The sequence below is a fragment of the Kitasatospora sp. NPDC058046 genome (assembly GCF_042885595.1).
Classification (GTDB): domain Bacteria; phylum Actinomycetota; class Actinomycetes; order Streptomycetales; family Streptomycetaceae; genus Kitasatospora.
In genome coordinates this window covers 41,793-61,666 of the sequence record NZ_JBHVRS010000002.1, presented here as the reverse complement: position 1 = coordinate 61,666, position 19,874 = coordinate 41,793, and the positions used below count along the sequence as shown (strand labels likewise).

At 73.3% G+C, this 19,874-nt stretch carries 18 protein-coding genes and 1 tRNA gene; 6 read left to right on the top strand and 13 right to left on the bottom strand.

All coding sequences use genetic code 11. The features are described 5' to 3' along the window. Positions 1–21 precede the first annotated feature (21 nt). The 10 genes from ACFVU7_RS04330 to ACFVU7_RS04285 all read right to left on the bottom strand — a co-directional run bounded on the left by ACFVU7_RS04330 (position 22) and on the right by ACFVU7_RS04285 (position 9,613). Complete coding sequence (locus tag ACFVU7_RS04330; RefSeq protein WP_388044248.1) at positions 22–1,641, bottom strand: DUF2079 domain-containing protein; 1,620 nt, start codon at positions 1,639–1,641, stop codon at positions 22–24. Positions 1,642–1,685: 44 nt separating this feature from the next. After that, positions 1,686–2,888, bottom strand: a complete 1,203-nt coding sequence (locus ACFVU7_RS04325; protein ID WP_375876008.1) for a glycosyltransferase 87 family protein — start codon at positions 2,886–2,888, stop codon at positions 1,686–1,688. Between the two features lie 351 nt (positions 2,889–3,239). After that, positions 3,240–3,313: transfer RNA gene (locus ACFVU7_RS04320), tRNA-Ala, on the bottom strand. Between the two features lie 185 nt (positions 3,314–3,498). Continuing rightward, on the bottom strand, positions 3,499–4,494 hold the full coding sequence (locus ACFVU7_RS04315; RefSeq protein WP_388044245.1) for a hypothetical protein: 996 nt from the start codon (positions 4,492–4,494) through the stop codon (positions 3,499–3,501). A gap of 150 nt (positions 4,495–4,644) precedes the next feature. Further along, a complete protein-coding gene (locus ACFVU7_RS04310) occupies positions 4,645–5,229 on the bottom strand; it encodes a GNAT family N-acetyltransferase (RefSeq protein ID WP_369808369.1) in 585 nt (194 codons plus the stop codon). 38 nt (positions 5,230–5,267) lie between these two features. Further along, positions 5,268–5,786 carry a molybdenum cofactor biosynthesis protein B gene (locus tag ACFVU7_RS04305; protein WP_049660037.1) on the bottom strand — a complete coding sequence of 173 codons (519 nt, stop codon included), beginning with the start codon at positions 5,784–5,786 and terminating at the stop codon, positions 5,268–5,270. Then, entirely contained in the window at positions 5,783–6,223 is a 441-nt protein-coding gene (moaC, locus tag ACFVU7_RS04300) for a cyclic pyranopterin monophosphate synthase MoaC (RefSeq protein ID WP_380745086.1), read from the bottom strand. Before moaC ends, ACFVU7_RS04305 begins: the two co-directional genes overlap by 4 nt. A gap of 127 nt (positions 6,224–6,350) precedes the next feature. Next, positions 6,351–7,688, bottom strand: a complete 1,338-nt coding sequence (gene glp, locus ACFVU7_RS04295) for a gephyrin-like molybdotransferase Glp (RefSeq protein WP_388044243.1) — start codon at positions 7,686–7,688, stop codon at positions 6,351–6,353. Between the two features lie 32 nt (positions 7,689–7,720). Next, positions 7,721–8,641 carry a UTP--glucose-1-phosphate uridylyltransferase GalU gene (gene galU / locus ACFVU7_RS04290; RefSeq protein ID WP_049660927.1) on the bottom strand — a complete coding sequence of 307 codons (921 nt, stop codon included), beginning with the start codon at positions 8,639–8,641 and terminating at the stop codon, positions 7,721–7,723. 51 nt (positions 8,642–8,692) lie between these two features. Next, positions 8,693–9,613, bottom strand: coding sequence for a GGDEF domain-containing protein (locus ACFVU7_RS04285; protein ID WP_074001263.1), 921 nt, complete (start codon positions 9,611–9,613; stop codon positions 8,693–8,695). A 63-nt stretch (positions 9,614–9,676) separates the two neighbouring features. Here ACFVU7_RS04285 and ACFVU7_RS04280 point away from each other — a divergent pair, with 63 nt between their 5' ends. Next, positions 9,677–10,267 (top strand): 5-formyltetrahydrofolate cyclo-ligase, encoded by a 591-nt coding sequence (locus ACFVU7_RS04280; RefSeq protein WP_074001262.1) that lies wholly within the window; start codon positions 9,677–9,679, stop codon positions 10,265–10,267. Between the two features lie 62 nt (positions 10,268–10,329). On the opposite strand, the gene ACFVU7_RS04275 is transcribed toward ACFVU7_RS04280, so the two are convergent. Continuing rightward, on the bottom strand, positions 10,330–13,050 hold the full coding sequence (locus ACFVU7_RS04275) for a penicillin acylase family protein (protein ID WP_049654521.1): 2,721 nt from the start codon (positions 13,048–13,050) through the stop codon (positions 10,330–10,332). Between the two features lie 239 nt (positions 13,051–13,289). On the opposite strand from ACFVU7_RS04275, the gene ACFVU7_RS04270 reads away from it, so the two are divergent. The 5 genes from ACFVU7_RS04270 to mscL all read left to right on the top strand — a co-directional run bounded on the left by ACFVU7_RS04270 (position 13,290) and on the right by mscL (position 18,033). Further along, on the top strand, positions 13,290–14,774 hold the full coding sequence (locus ACFVU7_RS04270) for a potassium/proton antiporter (RefSeq protein ID WP_049654523.1): 1,485 nt from the start codon (positions 13,290–13,292) through the stop codon (positions 14,772–14,774). A 368-nt stretch (positions 14,775–15,142) separates the two neighbouring features. Continuing rightward, complete coding sequence (locus tag ACFVU7_RS04265) at positions 15,143–16,489, top strand: MFS transporter (protein ID WP_380718803.1); 1,347 nt, start codon at positions 15,143–15,145, stop codon at positions 16,487–16,489. A 215-nt stretch (positions 16,490–16,704) separates the two neighbouring features. Next, complete coding sequence (locus tag ACFVU7_RS04260) at positions 16,705–17,016, top strand: FmdB family zinc ribbon protein (RefSeq protein ID WP_049654525.1); 312 nt, start codon at positions 16,705–16,707, stop codon at positions 17,014–17,016. Positions 17,017–17,298: 282 nt separating this feature from the next. Next, the gene (locus ACFVU7_RS04255; protein WP_147409151.1) at positions 17,299–17,583 is read left to right on the top strand and encodes a hypothetical protein; all 285 of its coding nucleotides are present in this window, start codon (positions 17,299–17,301) and stop codon (positions 17,581–17,583) included. Positions 17,584–17,613: 30 nt separating this feature from the next. Further along, positions 17,614–18,033 carry a large conductance mechanosensitive channel protein MscL gene (mscL, locus tag ACFVU7_RS04250; RefSeq protein ID WP_049654529.1) on the top strand — a complete coding sequence of 140 codons (420 nt, stop codon included), beginning with the start codon at positions 17,614–17,616 and terminating at the stop codon, positions 18,031–18,033. Positions 18,034–18,081: 48 nt separating this feature from the next. Here the strand turns inward: mscL and ACFVU7_RS04245 are convergent, their stop codons facing one another. Continuing rightward, positions 18,082–18,309 carry a hypothetical protein gene (locus ACFVU7_RS04245; protein ID WP_375876001.1) on the bottom strand — a complete coding sequence of 76 codons (228 nt, stop codon included), beginning with the start codon at positions 18,307–18,309 and terminating at the stop codon, positions 18,082–18,084. 179 nt (positions 18,310–18,488) lie between these two features. Further along, positions 18,489–19,460, bottom strand: a complete 972-nt coding sequence (locus tag ACFVU7_RS04240; protein ID WP_049654530.1) for a sigma-70 family RNA polymerase sigma factor — start codon at positions 19,458–19,460, stop codon at positions 18,489–18,491. Positions 19,461–19,874: the final 414 nt, after the last annotated feature.

Below are 19,874 nucleotides of genomic sequence, written 5' to 3'. Positions count from 1 at the left end.
CGGCGTGTCCGGGCCCCGCGCTCAGCCGCGGAACAGGTTGTGTCCGACGTCGGTCGGGACCTCGTCCTGGACCGGCTTGCTGCCCGGCCCCGGCACGTGCTCGCCGGGGATCGGCTCGTCGCCCTCCCGGTGCAGCAGCACGACCCCGTCCTCGGCCCACAGCTGCCGGTAGCCGTGCGCCAGCAGCAGCTGGATCCGCTCGGCCTGCTCCTTGTCCGTCTTGAACGGGAAGGACCGCTTGTCGCCCCGGGTGAGCACGTACTCGCGCCCGCGCGGTGTGCCGTCCACCAGCACCACGTCCGTCCGGGCGGTCAGCCGCGGCGCGATCTGGTTGTCCGCCTCGACGGACGCCCCGTCCGGGATCAGCGCGGCCGCCCGGACCAGCGCCGCCTCGCTCGGCTTGGGCGCCCAGGAGGACGGCAGGACCAGCGGCACCAGCCCGATCGGCACCGCGGCCACCAGCGCGATGCCGGCCGCGCCGAGGCCCAGCCGGCGGGCCCGCCGCAGGCTCCGCTCCGGCCGCCCGGTGGCGCTCAGCCGGCCCAGCACCTCGATCGCGGCGGTGAGCAGGACCGGCCACAGCAGCGAGTCGTAGTGCCGGGCGATCGACCAGTGGTTGGGGTTGCTGGACAGGATCCGTTCGGCCAGCAGCGGCACCGCGCACAGCACGGTGGCCGAGCGCAGCGGCAGCAGCAGCATGGTGCCGAAGAGCCACAGCAGCAGCAGCGGCTTGAGCGGCTGGTCGAAGGCGGCCTGCACCAGCAGGAACGGGTCGTGCAGCAGGTTGCGCAGCGCGTCGCCGCCGTCCGTGCCGAGCGAGCCGTAGTTCCAGTAGTAGCCCGGTTCCCCGCCCATCGCCGGGATCAGCCAGGTGATGGCGGCGGCCGAGGCGACCGGCCCGCCCAGCAGCAGTCCCAGGCCGGTGCGGCGGCCCGCCCGGTCGTCGGTTCGGCGGGTGCGCAGCAGCAGCACCAGCCCGTACGCCCCGACCATCAGGCCGAGGTCCTCCTTGGTGCAGCACAGCAGCAGGGCGGCGAGCAGCACCGTGCCGTACCGGCGGGCCAGCCCGCGCTCCAGCATCAGCAGGGTCAGCGGGACCGCGAAGGCGACCTCGTGGAAGCCCACCCGGGCGGCGACCAGCAGCGGCCAGCCGAGCCCGTAGACCAGGCCGGCCAGGTCGGCGGCCCGGCGGGCGGTGCGCGGCTCGGCGCCGGCGAAGGCGTACCCGGCGATCCGCCGGATCAGCGGCACGCCGGCCGCGAACAGCAGCGACTGTCCGATGATCAGCGAGCGCGGGTCGTCCCAGATCCAGTACAGCGGCGCGAGCAGCGCCAGCACCGGCGAGAAGTGGTCGCCCAGCAGCGAGAAGCCGGGCGGGAACTCGTGATGGAAGCTCTTCAGCGTCGAGACGGGCAGCCCGAAGTGGGCGTAGCCGCGCACGCCCTGGTCGAAGATGCCGAGGTCGAAGCCGCCGAGCGAGACGGACGTCCAGCCCTGCAGGCCGATGGCGCAGGTCACCGTGAAGCAGAGCGCGGTGAGCAGCGCGGTGCGCCGGGCGGGGCCGAGCAGGACGGCGGCGGCCATCCGGCGGACGGCGGGCCCGGCGGCGGCCGGCGGCGGGGGTGCGGTCTGGGTGGTCACGTCTGGTCTGGTCCGTCCGGTCTGGGGTCCGTGGGTCCGGTCCGTCAGGTCCGGTTCGTCAGCGCGGGGTCGCGGTCCAGCCTGGCGGTCAGCAGGGTCAGGGCCCCGCCGCCTGCGGCGTCCACGGCCTGCCGCCGGGCGCGGTACAGCCGCACGCCCAGGACGACCAGGACGGCGATCGCGATCGGCGGGTAGATCGCGCCGGGCAGCTGCCAGTACCAGGCGACCCCGCGGCCCCAGCGGTGCGGCACCGCCCACATCACGTGGGAGAGGAAGACCGCCGCGGTCACGCCGAACAGCACCCGCCGGGCCGTGGTCCTGGCCTCCACCGCCAGCAGGGCGAGCAGCGGGATACACCAGACCCAGTGGTGGGTCCAGCTGATCGGCGAGACCAGCAGCGCGGTGAGCGCGGCGCAGACCGCGCCCCAGGCGTCGGCTCGCCGCAGCACCCGCGCCGAGCGGCCGGCCAGCACCGCCACCCCGAGCCCGAACACCGCGACCAGCGCCGAGGCGACGACCCCGACCAGGCCCGGGTCGTTGACGTCGAGCAGCCGGCAGACGGCGCCGCGCAGCGACTGGTTGTCCACCAGGACGGTCACGCCGACCCGGCTCGGGTCCCAGAGGTAGGTGGTCCAGAACCCGTACGAGGCGTCGGGCAGGAGGGCCCAGCCGATCAGGCCCGCCGCCAGGAAGGTGCCGGCCGAGACGAAGGCGGCCCGGACCCGGCCGGTCAGGAACAGGTAGACGGCGAACAGGCCCGGGGTGATCTTGATGGCGGTGGCCAGGCCGATGCCCACGCCCTTGAGGCGGTGGCTGTCCGGCCGGGTCAGGTCCCACAGGACCAGGCAGAGTATGCCGAGGTTGACCTGGCCGTACTGGAAGGTGGTGAAGACCGGCTCCAGCCAGACGCCGAGGCCGGTGGCCAGGACCACCACGGCCGCGCGGTGCTGCTTGGGCCAGCCGGCCAGCTTGAGCGACAGGTGCACGGCCGCGGCGAGCAGCGCGTAGTTGAGGAGCATCACCAGGACGCGCAGGGTGCTCACGTCGAACCAGGTGCTCGGCACGAAGAGCATCGCCGCGAACGGCGGGTAGGTGGCCGGCAGGTCCCAGCCGGGCAGCCGCATCGCGTACAGGTCCTCGCCGCGGACCACCGCCTGGCCCTCGGCCCGGTAGACCAGCATGTCGACCATGGTGGCCCCGTGGACGTGCCGGAACCAGGCGAACACCGCCAGTGAAACCGCCGCCACACAGGCCGCCGGAAGGGTCCAGGAATTCGGCCTTCCGGTTTCCGCCGCGTCGCCGGACCCTTCCGGACCGGACCGCCGCACCCACCGTTTCAGACCGAACTCGCGCACCGCGATGGCACCCCGTCGAGATAGACCAGATCGTTCCCTCGTCGCCGTCTGGGCCCACCCACCATAACCGACCCCCCTGAGCCCCAAACCGCGTCAGAAACGGGCCCGGAGGGGCGATGTGACCTCCCCCACAACGGGCCCCGGGTCGGGGTCGGCACCGGGCCCGGACCCCAAAACGCGAAATCCCGCCGGGAGTTGCCTCCCGGCGGGATTTCGTCGACCGGCCGGAGCCGGTCTGTTGGGTGGAGCTGAGGGGATTCGAACCCCTGACCCCCTCGATGCGAACGAGGTGCGCTACCGGACTGCGCCACAGCCCCAACGAGAAGAAACTCTAGCACCTTTCGGAGGGGGTCCGTGACCACCCCCGGATCACGGTGCCGGCCGGGGTGGCCAGGGGGCTCGCCCCGAACGCGGACCGCCCCGCCCGCGGTGGCGGGCGGGGCGGCATCGGGCGGGTGCGTCGCGGCGTACGGGCGGGCCGGGGGCCGACCCCCGGCCCCCGTCACTCGTTGGCCGCGCGCGGGCGTGACTCGGGAGCCTGGGGCTCGGCGTACTGGTCGAAGAGCGGGGTCTTGCGGGACTCGGCGGGGCGCCCGGCGGTCCAGGTGCCGGGGGCCGACAGGTCGAGGCCGCGGGAGACCCGGGGGGCGACCGGGGCGGTCACGTAGGTCGGCAGCGGGACGGGCACCGGCTCCCAGGAGTCCGGCCCGGCCGCGCCGCGCTCGCGCATGCCGTCGACCCACTCCTCGTGCTCGGTCGCCTCGGCCACCGCGGAGGCGGAGGGCACCGAGACGGTGGCCTGCTCGGGGTCGGCGGCCAGCCGCAGGTGGGAACGGCGCGCGGGCCGCTCCCCGGCGGGCGCGGCCGGGGCCGGCTCCGCGGCGGGGGCCTTGGCCGGGGCGCCGGCCGGCGGCCGGGCCTCGGCGCGCTGCTGCTCGCGCTTGCGCAGCCGCTCGGCGGCCTGGGCGGCCCGGACCCGGTCGAGCTTCACCTCGTACCGCTGGCGCTCCAGCCGGCGCAGGTGGCCGATGTACAGGGTGAGGAGGACCGCCGGGACCGCCGGGACCCAGAGGAAGGCGAGTCCGGCCACCGCGGCGACCACCGCGCCGAGCGCGAAGGAGAGGAAGAGGGCGGTGACCATCCGGCGCCGGCGGGCCAGCAGCCGCGCCCGGCGCTCGGTGCCGGCCCGCGGTTCGGGGCCCGGCCGCTCGGCCGGGCGCTGCACCGGGGGTTCGGGCTCCCGTGCGGGGTCGCCGGAGACGGTCTCGTCCCGTTCGGGAGGACCGTCGTCGCTCTGCTCGTCACGCGGTTCGTCACCCAGGGCCCGGGCTGCCCGCCGCTCCAGCCCCGAACGCCCGGCCAGCAGGCGGATGGCGGTGCTGAAGCGTTCCGTCGGGCGCGCCTCGTTGAGTTCGTCCTGCCTGCGGAGCCACATCGGCACCAGATAGGCGGCCCAGGCCCCTACGATGACGGCGTAGATAAGGCCGCTACTGCTCACGATTCACACCGTACGGGCGCTGGGGAAGGCCTGGCAGCAATTTGGTGCGGCGTGTCGTGTGATCAAGCTGATTCTCCGACTATTTTGCCGCTATTTGTGCGGGTCCGGTGCCCCGACGATGCCATATCGATATTTCTTTCGAACATACATTCAATTACGTGTCCCGCGCCCGGAACTGAGCGCGCGCCAGCGCTCCAGCATCCCCTCCGGGACCTCCTCGTCGGTCAGCGCGTAGACGAGGTGGTCGCGCCAGTCGCCGTCGATGTGGAGATAGCGCGGACGGATTCCCTCCGAGCGGAAGCCGAGCTTTTCCACCACCCGTCGGCTCGGGCCGTTCTCCGGGCGGATGCAGACCTCGATCCGGTGCAGTCCGAGCGTGCGGAAGCAGTAGTTCACCGAAAGGGCCACGGCGGTCGGGATGATGCCCCGGCCGGCCACCTCCTCGTCCACCCAGTACCCGATGTTCGCCGAGCACATCGATCCCCAGGTGATCCCGCCGACGGTCAACTGGCCGACCAGCTGGCCCTTGTGGACCACGACGAAGGGCAGCATCCGGCCGGCCGAGGCCTCGCCGCGCAGGAAGCGGACCATCTGCCGGTAGGTCGGCCGGGCGCCGGCCGCCTGGCCCGCCGGGCCGGGCGGCACGGTGGCCTCCCAGCGGCGCAGCCAGTCCCGGTTGCGGCGGCTCACCTCCTGCCACTCGCGCTGGTCGCGGGCCCGGATGGGGCGCAGCACGACCTCACCCTCGTGGAGTTCTACCGGCCAGCCGGCGTTCAGTGCCCTCTCCTGGATGCTGGAGCCCCGGGTGCCGGGGCGTCGGTCCGGGGGTGGTCCCCGCCGCCGAGCTGGTCGACGGCGTGGGCGAGCAGCGGCTCCAGGACGGCGAGGCCGTCCCTGACGCCGCCGGTCGAGCCCGGCAGGTTGACGATCAGGGTACGTCCGGCGAGGCCGGCGAGCCCGCGGGAGAGCGCCGAGGTCGGCACCTTCTCCCGGCCGTACGCACGGACGGCCTCGGCGATGCCGGGGACCTGGCGGTCGATCACCCGGGCGGTCATCTCGGGGGTGAGGTCCATCGGCGAGATGCCGGTACCGCCGGTGGTCAGCACCACGTCGTAGCCGGCCGCGACGGCCTCGCGCAGCACGGCCTCCACCGGCTCGCCGTCCGGGACGACCCGGGGGCCGTCGGCGGTGAAGCCCATCGCGGTCAGGCCGGCCACCAGCAGCGGGCCGCCCCGGTCCTCGTAGACCCCGGCCGAGGCCCGGTTGGAGACGGTGACCGCCAGGGCCCTCACTGCGCCACCTCCGGGGCGAACCAGTCGCCGCTCTTGCCGCCGGTCTTGCTCAGCACCCGGACGGACTCGATCGTGGCGCCCTTGTCCACCGCCTTGACCATGTCGACGACGGTCAGCCCGGCCACCGCGACGGCGGTCAGCGCCTCCATCTCGACGCCGGTGCGGTCGGCGGTCTTCACGGTGGCGGTGATCTCGACCGCGTCGTCCGCGACGGCGAGATCGACCTTGACGCCGGAGACCGCGATCGGGTGGCAGAGCGGGATCAGCTCCGGGGTCTTCTTGGCGCCCATGATCCCGGCGATCCGGGCCACCGCGAGGGCGTCGCCCTTGGGCACGCCCTCGCCGCGCAGCAGGTGGACCACCTGCGGGGAGACCCGCACCCGGCCGGCCGCCACGGCGGTGCGCGCGGTGGCGGCCTTCTCGGTCACGTCGACCATCCGGGCCGCGCCCTGGTCGTCGACGTGGGTGAGGCGGTCGCCGGGGGGAGGTGTCGTCACGGGTAACTCCAGGGGCGCGCAGGTCGAATACCGCGCTACCGTACCGTTCCCCGGTCCCGGGGGCCGATCAGGCGTCCAGCAACACCACGTCCACCTCGCTGCCGGCCGGCAGTTCGGTGGTCTCCTCGGGGACGGTGATCAGGCAGTCGGCCCGGGCCAGCGCGCCCACCAGGTGCGACCCGGCGCCGCCGACCGGCTCGACCGTGCCGTCGGCCGCCGAGTAGCGGCCGCGCAGGAACTGCCGGCGGCCGGCCGGGGAGCGCAGCGGGGACGGGCAGAGCGCGCGGACGACCGGGCGGTGCACGTCGGCGGCGCCGAGCATGGTGCGGATGACCGGGCGGACGAAGAGCTCGAAGGAGATGTAGGCGCTCACCGGGTTGCCGGGCAGGGCGAGCAGCGGCACCCCGGCCGCGCCGCCGATCCGGCCGAAGCCCTGCGGCTTGCCGGGCTGCATCCGCAGCCGCCGGAAGTCGACCCCGCCGTAGGACTCGAAGACCTCCTTGACCACGTCGTACGCGCCGACGCTGACCCCGCCGCTGGTGACGATCAGGTCGGCCCGGCCGAGCTGGTCCTCCAGGACGGCGCGCAGCCGGTCGGCGTCGTCCGGGACGGCGCCGACCCGGAAGGCGATGGCGCCGGCGTCCTGGGCGGCCGCGGTGAGGGCGAAGCTGTTGGAGTCGGCGATCTGCCCGGGGCCGACCGGCTCGCCGGGCTGGACCAGCTCGCTGCCGGTGGACAGCACCACGACCCGGGGGCGGGGGCGGACCTTCACGGTGGGCCGGCCGATCGCGGCGAGCAGGCCGAGCTGGGCGGGGCCGAGCCGGGTGCCGGCCTCCAGCACCCGGACGCCGGACGCGACGTCGCTGCCGCGGCGGCGGATGTGCGCGCCCGCGGCGACCGGGCGCAGCACCCGGACCTCCTCGTCCGGGACCGGCGCGGTCATCGCGGCGGCGGCCACCCCGGTGCCGGTGCCGCCGTCGGTCCACTCGACCGGGGCGACGGCCTGGGCGCCGGGCGGCATCGGGGCGCCGGTCATGATCCGGGCGGCCTGGCCGGGGCCGACCCTGGGCAGCGCGTCGGCACCGGCCGCGATGTCGCCGACCACCGAGAGCACCGACGGGTAGGTGTCGGTGGCGCCCTCGGTGTCGGCGGTGCGGACCGCGTAGCCGTCCATCGAGCTGTTGTCGAAGGGCGGCAGGTCGCCGTCGGCGACCACGTCCTCCTCGAGCCGGCAGCCGCGGGCCTCCAGCAGCTGGAGCTCGATCGCGGGCAGCGGGCCGACCGCGGCCAGCACGTCGGCGAGGTGCTCGTCCACCGTCCAGAGGCGGGGGGCCGCCGGGGCCGGGTCCGCTCCGGCGTCGCAGCAGGCGCTGGGCATGGTGCTGTGCTCGGTGGACCCGGTCATCGGCGGCTCGCTCCCTCGGTCGTGGTCCTGCGTCAGTCCTGCATCTCGGAGCCGACGAACTCCCGCAGCCAGGAGCGGAACTCCGGGCCCAGGTCCTCGCGTTCGGCGGCCAGACGGACGATAGCGCGCAGGTAGTCGGCGCGGTCGCCGGTGTCGTAGCGGCGGCCCTTGAAGAGCACGCCGTGCACCTGACCGCCGTCCGCCGCCTCGCGGTTGGTCAGCTCGCGCAGGGCATCGGTCAGTTGGATCTCGCCGCCGCGGCCGGGCGGGGTCTCCCGCAGCACGTCGAAGACCAGCGGGTCGAGGACGTAGCGGCCGATCACGGCGTAGCTCGACGGGGCCTCGCCGGGCTCGGGCTTCTCGACCAGGTCGGTCACCTGGAAGACGTCCTCGCCGAAGCCGTTCGCCTTGACGGCGGCGCAGCCGTAGAGGTGGATCTGGGAGGGGTCGACCTCCATCAGGGCGACGACCGAGCCGCCGAGCTGCTGCTGCACCTCGATCATCCGGGAGAGCAGCGGGTCGCGCGGGTCGATCAGGTCGTCGCCGAGCAGGACGGCGAAGGGCTGGCCGGCGACGTGCTGCTCGGCGACCGAGACGGCGTGGCCGAGGCCCTTCGGGTCGCCCTGGCGGACGTAGTGCATGTTGGCCAGCTCGACGGACTCGCGGACCCGGGCCAGGCGCTGCTCGTCGCCCTTGCGGACCAGCAGCTCCTCCAGCTCGTAGGCGCGGTCGAAGTGGTCCTCCAGGGCCCGCTTGTTGCGCCCGGTGACCATCAGTATGTCGGACAGGCCCGCGGCGGAGGCCTCCTCGACGACGTACTGGATCGCCGGCTTGTCGACGACCGGGAGCATCTCCTTCGGGGTGGCCTTGGTCGCCGGAAGGAAGCGGGTGCCCAGTCCGGCCGCGGGCACCACGGCCTTGGTCACCGGAACTCGGGGGTTGGTCGTCGTCATGCGTTCACCTTACTCAGGCACGTTTTCGCCCGGCCGAGTACGGGCGGACGGCTAGGACAGCACGTCGCTGGGCCCGGCCGCGGTGGCAGTCGTATGGGTCGCGACCGGCTGGGCGAACGGGTCCCGGCCGACACAGGCCGACACACTACCCGCCTTTTCCGTACGGTCACGTTCGGCATCCGTTCCGTGATCGGGCGTGCGAGCGGCCTGTTCGGAGCGGTCGGCGCGGGGCTCCCCGGACTCCCCGGGCGGCCGGGCCGAGAGCCGCCAGCAGTCGCCGCCGGCCGCCCGGGCCGCGGCGAGCGCCGTGTCGGCGGCGCGCAGCAGGACGGCCGCGTGGGTGCCGTTCTCGGGCAGCACGGCGATGCCGGCGGCGGCGGTCAGGCCGTTGCCGGCGGCGGGGCGGGACTCGCGCGGGCCGGAGGACCAGTCCAGCAGCAGGTGCCGGCGGACCGACCAGACCAGCCGCTCGGCGACCTGGGCGGCGCCCTCGGCGCCGGTGTCCGGCAGCACCACCAGGAACTCCTCGCCGCCGTAGCGGCCGAGGGTGTCGGCCCGGCGGATCTCCATCGCGAGCCGCTGGGCGAGGTCGCGCAGCACCGCGCCCGCCCGGCCCCGGCCGTGCTCGGCGACGACCGCGTCGAAGCCGCTGATGGCGAGCATCAGCACGGCGAGCGGGCGCGGGCCGTCGGCCTGTCCGGTGTGCTCGGCGCGGCGGGCCCGTTCGATCTCCCGGTCCAGGGTGAGCTGGAGGTGGCGGTAGTTCCACACGCCGGTGAGCGGGTCGCAGGAGGCGGTGCGCTCCAGGTCGGCGCAGCGCTCCTCCAGTTCGGCGATCCGCCCGCGCAGCCGCTGCGCCCCGGCGGCGGCCCGGGCCCGCTCCCGGCGGCCGCGCAGTCCGAGGGCGGTGGCGCCGGCCAGTGCGGGGACGCCGAGTGCGGCCAGGGCCTGGACCAGCAGCGGGGTGGTCAATGGGGGGTGCCCCTTCGCGTGTCAGGCTCTGCGCGTCGGCGGTGCGGAGGCCAGGAGGATCGGATGAACGAGGATCGGATGCCCAACGAGAAGAGCGGTCTGAGGACACGGCTGTTGTCGCGGCGGCGCGAACTGGCCGCCGAGGAGCGGGCGGCGGCGGCCGACGCGCTGGCCGGGCACGCCGGGGAGCTGGCCGCCCCCGGCGCCACGGTGGCCGCGTACGTCTCGGTGGGCGCCGAGCCCGGGACCCGGCCGCTGCTGGACGCGCTGCGGGCTCGCGGGGTCCGGGTGCTGCTGCCGGTGCTGCTGCCGGACAACGACCTGGACTGGGCCGCGTACGCGGGGCCGGACGCGCTGGCCCCGGCCGGGCGCGGGCTGCTGGAGCCGGTCGGTCCGCGGCTCGGCCCGGAGGCGGTCGCGCGGGCGGCGGTGGTGCTGCTGCCGGGCCTGGCGGTGGACCGCTCCGGGCTGCGGCTGGGCCGGGGCGGCGGCAGCTACGACCGGGTGCTGGCCCGGCTGGCGCGGGCGGGGGCACGGCCGGTGCTGGCGGTGCTGCTGTACGAGCACGAGCTGCTGGAGCGGGTGCCGGCCGAGCCGCACGACCGGCCGGTGGACCTGGCGGTGCTGCCCTCGGGGGTGCGCAGGCTCGGGTGAGACGGCGGCGGCCCCGCTCCCTCGGGGGGAACGGGGCCGCCGGTGTCCGGGCCGTACGGGCGTCAGCCGGTGGTGAGCACCAGCTTGTGCTTGGTGGCCTTCTCGACCGCGTCCGGCGTGTAGGCCCAGGTCAGCAGCTTGCCCTTGAGCCAGAGGTCGGTCTGGTCGTTGTAGTTGTCGTGGAAGGCGTGGCCGGAGGCGCCGCCGACGTTGACCCAGCGCGAGGAGTCGAGGTCGTTCAGGTCGACCACCATGCGCATCGACGGGATCCAGTCCACCTGGTAGCCGGCCGCCGCGTTCCAGCCGGCCGCGTCGACCGCCGCCGAGCCGCCGGAGAGCCGGTACGGGCCGCGGTTGAGCAGCTTGTGCACCGCGCCGGAGGCGATCGAGGAGTCGTCGGTGCCGAGGGTCTGCTCGCGCAGCTCCAGCTTGTGCAGGCGGCCCCAGCTCCAGGTGGAGACGTCCTTGCTGAGCAGCGAGGTCAGCTCCTGGCGGGCGTTCTTCATCGCCTCCTGGAGCAGGTTGTCCAGGCCCTTCTGCTCCTTGTGCTGGTCGTCGATGTACGTCCACCACGAGCTGTCGGGCTTCTCCAGCTGCTGGCGCACGACCTCGGTCCAGCGGTCGCCGCCGTCCGGCTGGGCCTTGCCCGGTTCGCGGGTGCCGCACTCGGTGACGATCTTGGTGGCGCTGTCCGGCTTGGTGGGGTCGTCCTGCTGGCGGACCAGCAGGCAGTTGTCCTTGGCCCGCAGGTCGGCCGGGAACTTCTGGCCGAAGGCGAGGATCAGCAGCTGGCGCCAGACGCCGTTGTAGTAGGCGGCGGCGGCCGAGTCGGCGTCCTGGTGGAAGTTCCAGTCCTTCAGCAGGTCCTGGGCCTCGCGCACGTACGGGTCGCTGACCGGCTGCTTGAGCAGCAGCGGGACCAGCGTCTTGGCCATCACGCTGGTGTTGTCCAGCTGGAGGGTCTGCATGTCGTCCGGCGAGATCTTGCCGTTGTTCTTGAGCAGGCCCTCGATCTGGTCGGTGATCTCCTTGGCGCGGGTGCCGTACTCCCAGTCCTTGGTGAGGTTGTACTTGTAGCTCGGGTCCACCACGGCCTGGTTGGCGGTGACGATGTAGCCCGCCGAGGGGTTGAGGCTCCACGGCAGCGCGTTGAAGGGGATCGGGTCCTTCCACTGGTACGCGGAGTCCCAGCCCAGCGCCGGGAGGGTGCCGTCGCCCTTGCCGCGGACCGGGATGGTGCCCGGAGCCTGGTAGCCGATGTTCTTGGCGTCGGCGTAGATCAGGTTCTGCGCGGGGACGGTGAAGTCCTTGGCGGCGGCGCGGAACTCGTCCCAGTTCTTCGCCTTGTCCAGCTCGAAGACGGCGTCCATGGTCTTGCCGGGGCTGAGCGCCGTCCACTGCAGGGCGACGCCGTAGCCGCTGGTGCCGCGGTCCGGGGCGGAGGGGCCGTTGGGGGCGTACTTGCCGACGTTCTGCTGCTCGGTGCTCTGGTCGGAGATGAGCGGGGCGCCGGTCTGGGTGGTGCGGACGGTGATGGTGCGGTCCTCCCCGCCGGCGACCTTGATGGTCTCCTTGCGGAGGTCGAACTTCACGTCCTTGCCGTCCACCTGGTAGGTCTCCGGGCCGGTGACCTTCTCCAGGAAGAGGTCGGTGACGTCGGCGCCGAGGTTGGTGAAGCCCCAGGCGATGTCCTTGTTGTGGCCGATGACCACGCCGGGCATGCCCGCGAAGGTGAAGCCGGAGACGTCGAACTGGCAGGCCGGGGAGCTGGTCCGGCAGTGCAGGCCCATCTGGTACCAGACCGAGGGCAGGCCGGGGCCCAGGTGCGGGTCGTTGGCCAGCAGCGGCTTGCCGGTGGTGGTGTGCGAGCCCGCGACCACCCAGGAGTTGGAACCGATGCCCTGGCCGGGGCGGCCGAGCAGCTGCGGCATCGCGTCGACCCGGTCCGTCAGGCTCTGCAGCATCGCCTTGGTGGTGGCCGCGCCCTGGGCGGTGGCGGCCGTTCCGGCGGGCGTGCCGGACTGCGGGGAGCCGTCCGCGGGGCGGTAGTTGTCGCCGGTCACCGCGCCGGTCTTCACGATGGTGCCGTTGCGGGCGTACGGGTAGTCCGGGTACAGCTCGGCGATCTTGTCCGGGCCGAAGTCCTGGGCCAGCAGCGAGCGGTCGATCTCCTCCTGGAGGTTCCCGGAGAGGTTCCAGGCCATCGCCTTGAGCCAGGCCACCGAGTCGACCGGGGACCACTGCTCGGGCCGGTAGCCGCCGTTGACGACGCCGAGCAGGCCGTACTCCAGCGAGGCCTTCGCGCCGCCGGGGTGCTCGGAGAGCCAGGCGTTCACACCGTCCGAGTAGGCCTGGAGGTACTTCTTGGTCTCCGGCGAGAGCTTGGTGTCGAACTCCTTCTGCGCCACCTGCCGCCAGCCCATGGTGCGGATGAAGGTGTCGGTGTCGACCTGGCTGTCGCCGAACATCTCGGAGAGCCGGCCGGCGGTGATGTGCCGGCGGACGTCCATCTCCCAGAAACGGTCCTGCGCCTGGACGTAGCCCTGGGCGCGGAACAGGTCCTCGTCGGTGTCGGCGTACAGCTGCGGGATGCCGTTCGCGTCCCGCTTGACGTCGACGGGCGCGCTCAGGCCCGCGACCTTCACGCTGCCGTCGACCTCCGGGAAGGAGGCGCGGACCGCGGAGACCCCGCGGTAGCCGCCGTAGCCGGCACCGGCCACCAACAGCACGACCAGCACGATCACGATCAGACGGGCGCGCCGGAACTTCTTCGAGCGGGGCATCTGGGTCCTTGCGGTCCTGACTTCGGGGCGGGCGGGCGTGTCCAGGGCCTGCGGCCGTGACAGGGCACCACATTAGGCCGAGTCGGCCGGGCACCGTGAACGGGGGACCAAGCTAAAGATATGGCAAAATGTTAGACTGCGTAACGATCCGCAAGGGGAGCATTGACGACTTCTTAACGGGTCACCCCACAGCACCACCAGACACCCCGTCCGCCCCTGCCTGCCCGAGGTGCCCCTGCGTGAACATCTCCCATCTGAACCAGCTCCTGCTCGAGTCCTCCGTGATCCTGCTGTTCGCGGTGGGCGCCGTACGACTCTCCACCCGATCAGGGCTGCCCAGCCTGCTGATCTATCTGGGGATCGGCGTGGCGCTGGGCCAGAACGGGATCGGTGTCACGTTCAACAACGCGGAGCTCACCCAGGTGCTCGGCTACGCGGCGCTCGTGGTGATCCTGGCCGAGGGCGGCCTCAAGACCAGCTGGCGCGAGATCAAGCCCGTGATGCCCGCCGCGACCGTGCTCGCCACCCTCGGCGTCGGCGTCAGCGTGTTCGCCACCGCGGCCGGCGCCCACTGGCTGGTCGGCCTGGACTGGCGCACCTCGCTGCTGCTCGGCGCCATCGTCTCCTCGACCGACGCGGCCGCCGTCTTCTCCGTACTGCGGATGGTCCCGCTGCCGCACCGGCTCACCGGCCTGCTGGAGGCCGAGTCCGGCTTCAACGACGCGCCCGTGGTCATCCTGGTCGTCGCCTTCGCCACCACCGGGGAACTGGACTCCTGGTACGTCCTGATCGGCACGATCGTCGCCGAGCTGGCCATCGGCGCCGTCATAGGCCTGGCCGTCGGCAAGATAGGGGCCTACGGGCTCAAGCACGTCGCCCTGCCCTCCTCGGGCCTCTACCCGATCGCCGTGATGGCGCTCACCGTGCTCGCGTACGCCGGCGGCGCGCTGCTGCACGGCTCCGGCTTCCTCGCCGTCTACATCAGCGCGGTGATCCTCGGGAACTCCAAGCTGCCGCACGGCCCGGCCGTCCGCGGCTTCGCCGACGGGCTCGCGTGGATCGGGCAGATCGGCATGTTCGTGCTGCTCGGGCTGCTCGTCACGCCCGAGACCATGGGCGACGCGGTGGTGCCCGCGCTGGTGATCGGCGGGGTGCTGGTGTTCCTGGCCCGGCCGCTGTCGGTGATGGTCTCGCTGACCCCCTTCAAGGTGCCGGCCCGCGAGCAGGCGCTGCTGAGCTGGGCCGGGCTGCGCGGGGCGGTGCCCATCGTGCTGGCCACCATCCCGGTGGTGTCCGGCGCGCACCGGGCCGAGGACGTCTTCAACATCGTCTTCATCCTGGTCGTCGTCTTCACCCTGCTCCAGGGGCCGACCCTGCCCTGGGTGGCCAAGCGGCTACGGATCGACGAGGGCGACATGGGCCAGGACCTGGGCATCGAGTCCGCCCCGCTGGAGAAGCTGCACGGACACCTGCTGTCGGTCGCGCTCTCCCCCACCTCGAAGATGTCCGGCGTGGAGATCAGCGAACTGCGGCTGCCCAAGGGGGCCGCGGTCACCCTGGTCGTGCGCGAGGGGAACTCCTTCGTACCGGACAAGGCGACGGTGCTGCGGGCCGGCGACGAACTGCTGGTGGTCACCACGGACGAGGTCGGCGAGGCCGCCGAACGGCGGCTGCGGGCCGTGGACAAGGGCGGCAAGCTCGCGGGGTGGCTGAACGGGCGGTGACGGGCGCCGGGCCCGCCCCGGCCCAGGGGGCCCGGACGGGCCTGCGGGCCCGCCCCGGTCCGTCCCGGCTCTCCTCGGTCCGCCTTGGTCCGGGGGCCCTGACGGGCCTGCGGGCCGGGGTGGGCTGGCGGTGTCTACGCGCGTAACTGTATGCTGGTTCGACCACGCCGTATAACCACCGCTAGACCACCCCAGCATCTGCCTGACGCAGAGTTGGCGCGACCGCTCGGCGGCCGCGGTCCGGCCCCCGGCCACCACGCCGGACCGACCCGGTATCTACCCCGGTCGACGCGCGAGAGGACGACTCTCGGCGCCGTCGGGGCCACACCATGCCCTGCCGCGCTACCAGGCAGCAGGAAGGACCGACCGTGACGGCGCGCCGAACGGTCGACACCGCCGCGCACCCCGCGGCCACCCCCGCAGCTCCCGCCCCCGCCCGCGTCGGGTACGGCGAGCTGCTGCGCACACCCGGGGCCTGGACGTTCCTGTCCCCCGCCCTCGTCGCGCGACTGCCGTACGCGATGCTCAGCATGGGCATCCTGCTGCTCGTCACGCAGACCCACGGCTCGTACGGCACCGCCGGTACGGTCACCGCGGTCGCCGCCGTCGCCCAGGCCCTGATCGGGCCGCAGACCGGGCGGCTCGCCGACCGCTACGGCCAGGCCTCGGTGCTCGTCCCGACCGTCCTGGTGCACGCCGTCTCGGTCGGCGTGCTGATCGCCCTCGCGCTCGGCCACGCGCCCGCCTGGAGCCTGTTCCTGGCCGCCGTGCCGGCCGGTGCGAGCGTGCCGCAGGTCGGCGCGATGGTCCGGGCCCGCTGGGTCGCCAGGTTCACCGCCGACGGCGCCTCCGACGCCTCCGCGGCCCGGGTGAGCACCGCCTTCGCCTTCGAGTCCGTGACGGACGAGTTCACCTTCGTGATCGGCCCGATCCTGGCCTCCGGCATCGCCGCCCTCGCCAACCCGGCCACCGCCCTGGTCGCCGAGGCCGCGCTGACCCTCGTCGGCGGCCTGGCCTTCGCCGCCCAGCGGGGCACCGCCCCGGCCCGGATCGTGCCGCAGCCCGGCACCAGGCGCGCCTCGGCGCTCGCCTCCCCCGGCGTCCGGCTGCTGGCCGGGACCTTCCTCGGGGTCGGCGCGGTGTTCGGCGGCATGCAGGTCTCGGTGAACGCCTTCGCCGACTCGGTCGGGCAGCACGACGCCGGCGGCACCGTGTACGGGATCTTCGCCGGCGGCTCCATGCTGGCCGGCGTGCTGTACGGCGTGATCGCCTGGCGGCGGCCGGTGCAGCAGCGGATGCTGTTCAGCTACGCGCTGCTGGTGCTGGGCTGCTCGGTGCTGTGGGCGATGCCCAACCTGGTCGCGCTGACCGTCGCCGGGCTGGTCTGCGGGCTGGCCATCGCGCCGACCCTGATCAGCGGCTACACCCTGGTCGAGACGCTGGTCGCGGACGGGGCCAAGACCGAGGCCTTCACCTGGCTGACCGGCGCCATCGGGCTGGGGCTGGCGGTCGGCTCGATGGCGGCCGGCCGGCTGATCGACGGGCACGGGCCCTCCACCGGGTTCCTGGTGCCGGTGGTCGGGGCCGGGCTCGGACTGGTCGTGCTGGCCTCGCTGCGGCACCTGCTGGTGGCGCCGCGGGGCGAGGAGACCGCCGCTGCGGGGACCGCGGAGGGCGGGCGTCCGATGCAGCTGGCGGGTGTCGCCGAGGGCTGAGCGGGGCGGCGGCCGGGGGCCGGGCCTCCGGCCGCCCGGGGCCGAGCCGACGGCGGCCGGAGGCTGCGCGGGTGTCGTCCGGGAACCGGGCCGACGGCGGCCGACGGGTGCTCCGGGGCCGATCTCACACCGGGGTCGCTGGACTGATCCCGCGGAATGCCGCATCATTGACCATCGTTAGCACTCATCAGGCGAGAGTGCCAGGAGGAAGACAAGTGCCCACGTACCAGTACCAGTGCACCGAGTGCGGCAACGGCCTGGAGGCGGTGCAGAAGTTCACCGACGAGGCGCTGACCACGTGCCCCGACTGCCAGGGACGGCTCCGCAAGGTCTTCTCGGCCGTGGGCGTCGTGTTCAAGGGCTCCGGCTTCTACCGGACCGACAGCCGTTCGTCCTCCAGCAGCTCGGTGGGCGCCGGGTCGTCGTCGACCCCCTCGACGTCGTCCACCGCGTCCACGTCCTCCTCGTCGACGTCGTCGGGCTCCGGCTCCTCGACCTCGTCCAGCCCGGCTCCGGCCGCGAGCTGATCCCGGCGCCGGGCACCATCGGCCCGGACGGCCCGTAGACCAGGGAAAGGCCCGTCGACCCCGCTTCCACGCGGGGCGGCGGGCCTTTTCGCATGCCCGCCCGGGCGCCCTGTCACCCCGGAGGGGTCGACCTCACTCCGGCGAGTGAACGAAGTTGTCCACAGGGGCGAGTTGTCCACAGGCCTGGGGAAAGGGCTTTCCGAGTTCGCCGGAAACGCCCATCGTGTGGGCATCCGGTCGGTCCGCGAGGGGCCGGCCCGCCGACACCCCGGAGGTGCGTCGATGACGACCGCGAGCTTCTCCCTCCCCCTGCCGCTGCCGCTGCCCGCACCCGCCGTGCCGCCCCGGCAGGAGCTGCCGAGCTTCCCGCCGATCCGGCGCGGGTGCGGCGGGTGGCACCGCTGGCGCAGTGCGGTGCGGCGGCGGGCCGCCGTGCCCGTCCTGGTGCTGCTCGCGGTGGCGTCGGCGCTGGCACTGGGGCCCGCGCGGGCCGGGCTGCCGCCACCCCAGGGAGGCGCACTGGGCCGGACGGGTTGTCAGTCCGGGGCTGCGGAAGATCACCCGTAACCGGGAGGCGACTTCGTCGTTCGAGGCGGCATGAAAGGCTTCAAGGAATTCCTGCTGCGTGGAAACGTCGTCGAACTCGCCGTCGCCGTGGTCATCGGCGCGGCTTTCACCAACATCGTCAACGCCTTCGTCAAAGGCGTGATCAATCCGATCGTCGGCGTCTTCGGGACCAAGGACCTCGCGTCCTACAGTTCCTGCCTCAAGGGGCCCTGCGAGGTGAGCCCGACCGGTGAGGTCACGTCCGGGATCCTCATCCTGTGGGGATCGGTGCTCAGCGCCGTGCTCCAGTTCCTGATCACCGCGGCGGTCGTCTACTTCGCCCTGATCGTGCCCATGAACAGGCTGGCGGCCCACCGCAAGAGCCTCGCCGAGGAGGCGGCGGAGGCCGAGGCCAAGGAGGTCCAACTGCTGACCGAGATCCGCGACGCACTGGTCGCGCCGCTGCGCTGACCGGCGGGCGCCGTTCGGCCCCGGTCCCCGCTCCCCCGTCCCCGTTCCTCAGTCCCCGTGGTGCGGCGGGCGCTGGCTCAGGTACCAGTCCAGCCCCCGTCCACCGCTCTCCCCCGCCCCGGGGCGGCCGCCCCAGCCGGCGTCGGTGTCGTCCCCGGACTGCTGGTCCAACGGGTCCCGGAAGACCAGCCGGGCCTTCGCGGCCGCGGCCTTCCGGAGCTCCTGCTCCTGTTCCCCGCCCTGCTCCCGGTCCTTTTCCTGCCCCTGCTCGCTCACGCCGTCCACTCCGTCCGCTCGTCCCTTTCCTCCAGCCTAAGAGCCCCGTGGCACGCCTCGGGCCCCGGTGCGGGGCGCTCCGCACCAGGGCCCGATGAGGGCGGGTCCAGGCAGCCTGCCGGGAGGCTTCCCCGGCGGCCTCTCAGGCGGCTTCCTCAGGCGGCTTTCCCGGCGGCCTCTCAGGCGGCTTCGAAGCCCGCGTGGTCCGCGATCTTCTTCAGCTCGGCCAGCGCGTGCTTCTCGATCTGGCGGATCCGCTCGCGGGTGAGGCCGTGCTGCTTGCCCACCTCGGTGAGGGTGCGCTCGCGGCCGTCCTCCATCCCGTAGCGGGAGCGGATGATCGAGGCGGTGCGGTCGTCCAACCGCCCGATCAGGCCGTCCAGTTCCTCCCTGCGGAGCATGACCATCACGGCGTCCTCGGGGGACGTGGCCCCGGTGTCCTCGACGAGGTCGCCGAACTGGGTCTCGCCCTCGTCGTCGACCGACATGTTGAGGCTGACCGGGTCGCGCGCCCAGTCCAGCACGTCCTTGATCCGGGCCTCGGTGGTGTCCAGCTCGGCCGCGATCTCGGCCGGCTCCGCCTCGCGGCCCAGCTCCTTGGACTTCTCCCGCTGCACCCGCCGGATCCGCCCGAGCTCCTCCACCAGGTGCACGGGCAGCCGGATGGTGCGGGACTGGTCGGCGATGGACCGGGTGATCGCCTGCCGGATCCACCACGTCGCGTACGTGGAGAACTTGAAGCCCTTGGCGTAGTCGAACTTCTCGACGGCGCGCACCAGGCCCGCGTTGCCCTCCTGGATGAGGTCCAGCAGCGGCAGGCCGCTGCGCGGGTAGCGGCGGGCGACGGCGACCACGAGCCGGAGGTTGGAGCGGATGAAGACGTCCTTGGCGCGCTCGGCGTCGGCGGCTATCGCCTCCAGCTCCTCGCGCGTGACGCCGTCGGGGAGTTCGCCCTCGTCCAGCATGTGCTGGGCGTACACCCCGGCCTCGATCCGCAGCGAGAGCTCGACCTCCTCGGCGGCATCGAGCAGGGGTGTCCTGGCGATCTCGTCGAGGTACATGCCGACCAGGTCGCGGTCGGCCTCGAGGTTGGTCGGGCGGGCCGCGCGACTCCGGTCGGCCCTGTCGCGAACGACGGCACGGGTGGCCATGCTTGCTCCCTTTGCTGGTGTTGCCGAGGTCTGCCTGCCTGCCTCGTGAGGGCAAGAAATGCGGGCCCCTCGGGGCCTCACACGTAACGATCCAACGAACAGATTCCGGACAACATTCCCAAGTCACTCAGATTCTTCCCGGCGATGCAGTATCCTGCCGGTTTTCACCCCGGTTCTGGACACTGGGTGACCGGTCGGGCACTTCCCGTGTCATCGGGTGACCGCTCCGGGAGTGTTTTCTTCACTCGACCCTCACGCGGCCACCGCCCACCCGTTGAACCCGCGAACGGCCGCCGACGTTCCCCGCGCACCCCGCCGTCCGTCCCGGCCCACACCCCGGCGCACGCAGGTCCTCCGCACAAACGATGCCGAATCGCTATCACTCCGGCCCTTGCTCGGCACGGGACACTGGGA